The following is a 4,546-nucleotide window of genomic DNA, read 5'->3' on the forward strand; positions in this document are numbered from 1 at the left end:
TCTTTACGTGTTCTTGGCTGTGAATGAAGACCCGCTATTTAAGCGGGAAGGTATTAATGTTAATTCGGAAGTGAAGATTAGTTACTTGCAAGCAATTTTGGGCTGCCGCTTGGAAGTGGAAACTGTAGATGGGCCGACGGAATTGTTGATTCCGACGGGAACTCAGCCTGGTACTGTTCTGACTCTGGAGAAAAAAGGGGTGCCCCGGTTGGGAAATCCAGTCAGTCGCGGCGACCATTTGATTGCTGTGTCTATTGATATTCCGACTAAGGTGACGGCGGAGGAGCGCGAGTTGCTGATGCAGCTTGCTAAGCTGAAGGGCGATCGTACTGGTAAAGGCGGTATAGAAGGATTTCTGGGCAATTTGTTTCAGAAATAAGCGATTTTTTGACACCCATGGGTGTCAAATTTTCCTGTTTGATGATTCCGTGGCAATTCTTTAAATTCTCTCTCCAAAAAATGAGCGCAATTGCGCTCATTTTGTACAGGTAGAATAATTGTTGGGCAATTTGTGGGAATAGTCCTCCCAAAAATGAGACCAATTGGTCTCAAAAATCGGTTGTAGAATAATTGTTGGGCAATTTATGGGAATAGTCCTCCCAAAAATGAGACCAATTGGTCTCAAAAATCGGTTGTAGAATAATTGTTGGGCAATTGGTTCACGATAAAATAAGGCTTTCAGGATTTGAAATGGGAAATTTGAAAAGAAAAGGCACACTATGAATTCAACATCCACAATTGAAAATCCCAAATCCCCAGATGCCAAAATCGACCTGCGGGGGACTCCGTGTCCTCTGAATTTTGTCCGGACTAAATTGCGCTTGGAGCAAATGGCACCGGGTGCTGTTTTGGAGGTGTGGCTGGATGCTGGGGAGCCGATCGAACAAGTGCCCGACAGTCTGAAAATGGAAGGCTACCAGATTCTTGAGACCCAATTTGTCTCGGATGAGCCAGATTCGAGCTTTTTTGCCATGAAAGTGCAGCGCCCAGAACATCGGGAAGCAGGATAGGATGAGCCTGAATTCGTCCTCCATTGTCGGTACTGTAGTGGCTGTTCAGGCTAACTTCTACCGAGTCAGGTTAGATCCAGCAGCCGGGATTCACGAGAATATAGCCCTGGCGGATGCTCCAACTCTGCTGTGTACTCGCCGCACTCGACTGAAAAAAATTGGTCAACAGGTGATGGTGGGCGATCGCGTGGTGGTTGACGAACCGGACTGGACTGACCGCCGGGGTGCAATTTCAGAAGTCTTCCCCCGCCGTACAGAACTCAACCGCCCGCCTGTCGCTAATGCCGATCGCATTCTCCTGGTTTTTGCGCTCGCCGAACCCGATTTAGACCCTGCATCATTAACTCGGTTTTTAGTCAAGGCAGAATCTACAGGTTTAGAGGTGAGTTTGTGTCTGAACAAATGTGATTTGGTCGCTTCCTGCGAGTTGGAACAGTGGCGCGATCGGCTTTCAGGCTGGGGCTACGAACCAATGTTTATTAGTGTTCGCAGTGGCTTAGGAGTGCAGGAAGTTGCCACAAACTTTCAAAATAAAGTTTATGTCGAAAAAGTAGTTTGCCAGCATTTTTCGGACAAAATAGATGGTTCTCTGTTGCCTTCTGAGGAGAACCCCTTACTTGCAAATTTGGCTCATCCGTTAGCTGCGTTAAATTCAGTACAAAATCCCTTGCCGAACTCCCTTCACAGGCACATCCAAGACAAAATAACGATAATTTGTGGCCCTTCTGGTGTTGGCAAGTCCAGCTTGATCAACCAACTGGTTCCCGCGCTCAACCTGCGAGTGAGCGCTGTTTCTGGCAAACTCGGCCGCGGCCGCCACACGACTCGCCACGTCGAACTATTTGAACTTCCCGACGGCGGATTGCTGGCGGATACTCCGGGGTTCAATCAGCCAGCTCTCGAATCCGATCCGTCCGAGTTGGCTGCATATTTCCCAGAAGCGCGCCAGAGGCTGGCTTTGGGTAACTGCCAGTTTAGTGACTGTTCGCACCGAGATGAGCCTAATTGTGTGGTGCGGGGATCTTGGGAACGCTACGAGTATTATTTGAATTTTCTGGAAGAGGCGATCGTCCGCCAGCAAACTCTGCAAAACTCTAGCAGCGCCGAATCGAGTTTGAAGCAGCAAACCAAGTCGGATGGTACGCAGCAGTACGAACCGAAGCTGCTAACTAAAAAATATCGTCGCTCTTCGCGCCGCCTGCAACACCAGTCGCTGCAAGATATGTGTCAAGAAGATTTAGAGGAATTCTGAGGAGGTAGCGGCCCCCTCATCGCCCGCTAAAAAACCCCCAAATAGTACCAAGACTTAACCAGCAACCCGATTTGATACAGTGATATCACGTGCGATCGACTACCATAACCAACACCGTCTGCAGTGCGGAGCTTAATCGGCAACTTGGAGCGGACTTTAGTCCGAACGATCGAACCCATTGTACTGCGGAGCTTAATCGGCAACTTGGAGCGGACTTTAGTCCGAACGATCGAAACAATTGCGAGATGGGTCAATCGACCGGACACGAGATAAGATAATTCTTTGTGGCCCAACACCTCCGTAGCAAGACCCGGTTTCTTTAATCGCAAGAGGGTAAGTCCTGAGTACATTAAATCGCTAAAATTAAATGGCCTTGGATTTGTTAAAAAAATTAGAACAGAAGCAAAAGTTAGCGGGTACTGCAGGAGCAAAAATATTGTGAATATTCAAGAACTGTTTCAAAAAGGCGGCCCCGCCATGTGGCCCCTGTTGGTGTTATCGATTCTGTCTGTCAGTACAATTATCGAGCGCTTGTGGTTCTGGGCGAGCCTGCTGAGCAAAGAAAAGCAGATAGTTAACCGCATTCTAGAAGCGGCCCGCAGCGATTGGGGGGCGGCTAGCGAGATGGCCAGACAAGCTAACCGACAGCCGATCGGGCGATTTCTATCTGCACCCCTGCGCCTGTACAATCCCGAACCAGATTTATTTCGACTCGCACTCGAAGCCGCAGCCGATGAAGAGTTGGCTTCGATGCGTCGTGGCGACAAAATCTTAGAAGCTACGATCGCTATAGCTCCATTGCTGGGCTTGCTGGGAACAGTTTTGGGCTTGATTAACTCGCTCAGTTCCATCCGTCTCGGCGATATCGGTACGGCGGCAACGAGTGGCGTCACTTTGGGGATTGGCGAGGCGCTGATCACTACTGCTTCTGGGATGGTAGTAGCAATTTTTACCTTGGTGTTTTATCGGATATTTCAAGCTTTTTTGTTCAACCAAGCCAAAATATTTCGCCGAGCCGGAAATGAACTGGAATTGCTTTACAGGCAATACTGGCCGGTGGCTAATGCTAAAGGTCGATCGCCCGGTGCAGAATACAGCAATTCTTCCTTTAGTGCAGATGGTTTGAACAGGCGTTCTCTGAATTCTCAAGAACCGGGAGAACGGAATCGGGAGCCGAAATTGAAAGGTTCCGATCCTGATGTTGATTCACCTTCTAATAATTAAAACTCCTGAGAACTGATGAAGATTAATCTAGATACTCCTGGTGAAGAGGCTCGGATTGAACTGGTGCCTTTAATTGACGTGATATTTTGCATTCTGACGTTTTTTCTGCTAGCGGCTTTGCAACTGACTCGCCAGCAAGCAATTAATGTCGATTTGCCGAAGGCGAAGACGGGACAAACGCAGATGCGAGAGATGCTGATTGTCAGCATTGACGATTTCGGGCAAACTTATATCGACCAATTGCCTGTTAATTACCAACAGCTCGATCGAGTTTTAAAGAGTTTTCACACCACAAATCCTACCGGGTTGACGGTGTTGTACGCCCCTCAAAATGCTAGATACGCCAAAGTGGTCGAGGTTTTAGACAAATTGCGAGAGGTAGGGGGCGATCGAGTTGCTCTGGCAACTCTTCCTAGTTCGGCTACCTCCCCGCAGCCAAATCCATCGCTTCCCAATTCTGGCATTCCTGCGGCACCTTCGGGCAATTTCGGTCAACCGCTACCCTCTCCTGTGCCTCCACAGCAGCAGGAGTTCAAGCCCAATCAGTTTCAAACTCCTCTTCCGGCTCCACAGCAGCAGGAGTTCAAGCCCAATCAGTTTCAAACTCCTCTCCCAGCTCCGGGGCAGCAGGAGTTCAAGCCCAATCAGTTTCAAACTCCTCTTCCGGCTCCACAGCAGCCTAGCAACTCTGGAGCCAATGGGGGCATTCCTCCTATTTCTCCTGCACCCACTGCTCCCAATGTCAACCCTGGAGTCGCCGCTCCACCGCAGAATGTCGAACCCTCGAATTAGTCATTGGTCATTGGTCATTAGTCGTTAGTCATTAGTCATTAGTCATCAGGAAGAGGGAAGAAAGAACAAGGAAGAGGGCTATAACGGCTTCGCGATCGGGTAAAAAGAACGAAGAAGAAAAAAGAGATATAGCGGTTCTCACTCTGGATGAGGTATCGATCCCTCAATCCCTCAATCCCTCAATCCCTCAATCCCCCAATCTCAACTCTAAAACTTGTAGTGAGCGACTTGTGAGCCAGCGTAGCCGAAGCAAGCCGAAGTATTTAAA

General features: G+C 48.8%; 6 protein-coding genes. 5 read left to right on the forward strand and 1 reads right to left on the reverse strand.

Going from position 1 to position 4,546, the window contains the following annotated elements:
* From IQ270_RS28390 to rsgA, 3 genes are all read left to right on the forward strand, one after another.
* Window positions 1-379, forward strand: a 379-nt coding sequence (locus tag IQ270_RS28390; RefSeq protein WP_305076233.1) for a DnaJ C-terminal domain-containing protein, incomplete at its 5' end; no start/stop codon positions are given.
* Between the two features lie 340 nt (window positions 380-719).
* Window positions 720-1,010, forward strand: a complete 291-nt coding sequence (locus IQ270_RS28395) for a sulfurtransferase TusA family protein (RefSeq protein ID WP_193976468.1) — start codon at window positions 720-722, stop codon at window positions 1,008-1,010.
* 1 nt (window position 1,011) lies between these two features.
* The gene (gene rsgA / locus IQ270_RS28400) at window positions 1,012-2,262 is read left to right on the forward strand and encodes a ribosome small subunit-dependent GTPase A (protein WP_193976469.1); all 1,251 of its coding nucleotides are present in this window, start codon (window positions 1,012-1,014) and stop codon (window positions 2,260-2,262) included.
* 26 nt (window positions 2,263-2,288) lie between these two features.
* Here rsgA and IQ270_RS28405 read toward each other — a convergent pair whose 3' ends face one another.
* Window positions 2,289-2,591 (reverse strand): hypothetical protein, encoded by a 303-nt coding sequence (locus IQ270_RS28405; RefSeq protein ID WP_193976470.1) that lies wholly within the window; start codon window positions 2,589-2,591, stop codon window positions 2,289-2,291.
* A 109-nt stretch (window positions 2,592-2,700) separates the two neighbouring features.
* Between IQ270_RS28405 and IQ270_RS28410 the strand changes: the two genes are divergently transcribed.
* The gene (locus tag IQ270_RS28410) at window positions 2,701-3,486 is read left to right on the forward strand and encodes a MotA/TolQ/ExbB proton channel family protein (RefSeq protein WP_193976471.1); all 786 of its coding nucleotides are present in this window, start codon (window positions 2,701-2,703) and stop codon (window positions 3,484-3,486) included.
* A 15-nt stretch (window positions 3,487-3,501) separates the two neighbouring features.
* Window positions 3,502-4,278, forward strand: a complete 777-nt coding sequence (locus tag IQ270_RS28415; protein WP_193976472.1) for a biopolymer transporter ExbD — start codon at window positions 3,502-3,504, stop codon at window positions 4,276-4,278.
* The last annotated feature ends 268 nt before the right edge of the window (window positions 4,279-4,546 follow it).

The sequence above is a fragment of the Microcoleus sp. LEGE 07076 genome, from assembly GCF_015207455.1.
GTDB lineage: Bacteria > Cyanobacteriota > Cyanobacteriia > Cyanobacteriales > Microcoleaceae > Microcoleus.